The organism is Kitasatospora sp. NPDC007106, assembly GCF_040634455.1.
GTDB lineage: Bacteria > Actinomycetota > Actinomycetes > Streptomycetales > Streptomycetaceae > Kitasatospora > Kitasatospora arboriphila.
Window position 1 is genome coordinate 1 of record NZ_JBEYFP010000998.1, and the last position, 2,011, is coordinate 2,011.

Here is a 2,011-nt window from a genome sequence, read left to right on the forward strand (position 1 = left end):
GCCGGCGCCGGTACGGGGGCGCGCCCGCGGATCAGCCCGTGGCGCCCCAGCTGTGCGCCACGTCGATCACCAGCCGGCCGTCGAGCTGGAAGACGCGGTACGGCAGCCGCGCCCGGACACCGAGCCCGATCTGCGTCTCACCCGCGTGCGAGCCGCCTCCCCGGGCCTCGACGAAGGTGGGGTAGCCCGTGAAGTCGAGCCCGGGCAGCTTCTCCCCCGTGCGCAGCGGGTAGGTCGTGTTCCAGTCGGCGTCGGTGGTGTGCGCGCCGATGACGATGTTCAGGACCTTGCCGCCGGCGACCGGGATCCGCCGGTCGTCGGTGGTGGTGCCGATCGGCGAGTCCCGGTAGTCGATCCGGTACGCCACCGGGTCGGCGGGCGACGAACCGGGCACGTCCACGACCATGCGGTCGAAGCAGGGGTGCGTGCCCGTCCTGATGCCGGTCATGTACCGGTAGGCGTCCGTCCCGGCCCGACCGGCCTTGTCGAGGCTGCCCCAGCCCGAGTCGCACTGCACGGCGGCCGTCGCCGTTCCCGTCGCGGCGGCGGCCGGCATCACCGCCGATCCGAGTCCCACCAGCGCGAGTGCCACCGGCAGTGCCGTCCAACGTCGCATGTTCCGTTCCCCGTTCGATGAGTCGGTCGTGTACCCCTACAGACGCCTCGGGCCCGGCCCGGGGTATCACGGCGCCGCGAAGTCAGGACGTGTGGCGGGCCGCTTCCGGGGCCGCCGGTCCGTCGGGGGGCGCACCGAGGCGGGAACGGCCCGCCCGGCACCCGCGGCACGGAGGAGGGCGCGATGAGCCGATCCGGGACTTCCGCACGACGTCCGGCCACGTCGCCGGGAGCGACCTGGTCGGTTCCAGTCGAGGCCACCGCCCGGCTCCTGGCCGGCACCCGGGCCCACGACGTCCCGGTCTCCCGGCTCCGCCAGCAGGTCAACGCCTGCACCCAGAACCCCGGCACCACCGGCCAGTTCGGCTGCTACGGCAACATGTACGACCCCACCCTCGACTCCTCCGGCAGGATCGCCCGGATCACCGCGCTCCACCACTCCTGAGCGGTTCGGCGGGCCGCCCGTTCCCCGGCCGTGCGGTCCGGCGCGGGCGCGGGGGGTGTGCGGCGGGGAAAGCGGGGCAGCCGGTCACGGAAGAGGCCACGAGGGGAGGCCCGCGATGGACCACCGTGACAACGCGCTGAGGGCGATGGGCTGGGCACGCACCCTGCCCGTGTCGAGCGGCGTCCGGGCCGGCCGCGCCTGGGCGCGCCGTCACCTCGACGCGCTCGGCTGGACGGTGCACGCACCCGAGACCGCCGATGCCGTCGTGCTCACCGTGTCGGAGCTCATCACCAACGCCCACATCCACGCCCGCAGCGACGCCGATCTCGTCCTCACCTGGGACGGCTCCTGCCTCTACGTCAGCGTCCACGACGACTCGCCGCAGCTCCCGCGCCCGCGCGAGGCCGGGCCCGAGGCCACCTCCGGTCGCGGCATGCGCCTGGTCGACGCCCTCGCCGACGCATGGCAGAGCCGCCCCGACACCCGGGGCAAGACCGTCACCGCCTGCTTCCACCCACCCGGCCGCCCCGGCCACTGAGCCCTGCCGGGGCGTCAGACCTCCGGAGTGCCGGGGTCTCCGTCGAAGAGCCGCCTGAGCAGGCCGTGGAGTCGGGTGCGCTCGGCGGCGGAGAGCGGGGCGAGGAGTTCCGCCTGGACGGCCTCGGCCGCGGCCTGCAGTTCGCGCAGGGCCGTCCGTCCGGGGTCGGTGACGGTGACCCGGATGCGGCGGCGGTCGGCGGGGTCGCGGGAGCGGTCCACCCAGCCGGCCGCGGCGAGTTCGTCGACGACCTTGGCGATGTCGCTGGGGTCGACGGACAGCCGCACCGAGAGGTCGCGCTGTGCGTGCGGGCCGAAGTCGGCGAGCGCCGCGAGCACGGCCAGGTGCCACAGCCGCAGTCCGCGGCGGGCGAGCCGCTCGGCGAGTCGGGTCCGGGCGGCCTTGCCGGTGCG

Annotated in this window: 4 protein-coding genes; 2 read left to right on the forward strand and 2 right to left on the reverse strand. The window is 75.2% G+C overall.

The genetic code is table 11. The features are described from left to right. Nucleotides 1-31: 31 nt before the first annotated feature. Nucleotides 32-616 carry a hypothetical protein gene (locus tag ABZ641_RS34980; RefSeq protein WP_344623176.1) on the reverse strand — a complete coding sequence of 195 codons (585 nt, stop codon included), beginning with the start codon at nt 614-616 and terminating at the stop codon, nt 32-34. A gap of 183 nt (nt 617-799) precedes the next feature. Between ABZ641_RS34980 and ABZ641_RS34985 the strand changes: the two genes are divergently transcribed. Further along, nucleotides 800-1,060 (forward strand): hypothetical protein, encoded by a 261-nt coding sequence (locus tag ABZ641_RS34985; protein WP_359988421.1) that lies wholly within the window; start codon nt 800-802, stop codon nt 1,058-1,060. Between the two features lie 115 nt (nt 1,061-1,175). Continuing rightward, on the forward strand, nt 1,176-1,598 hold the full coding sequence (locus ABZ641_RS34990) for an ATP-binding protein (protein WP_344623175.1): 423 nt from the start codon (nt 1,176-1,178) through the stop codon (nt 1,596-1,598). 14 nt (nt 1,599-1,612) lie between these two features. On the opposite strand, the gene ABZ641_RS34995 is transcribed toward ABZ641_RS34990, so the two are convergent. Then, the coding region (locus ABZ641_RS34995; protein WP_359988423.1) for a MarR family transcriptional regulator at nt 1,613-2,011 on the reverse strand (399 nt) is incomplete at its 5' end.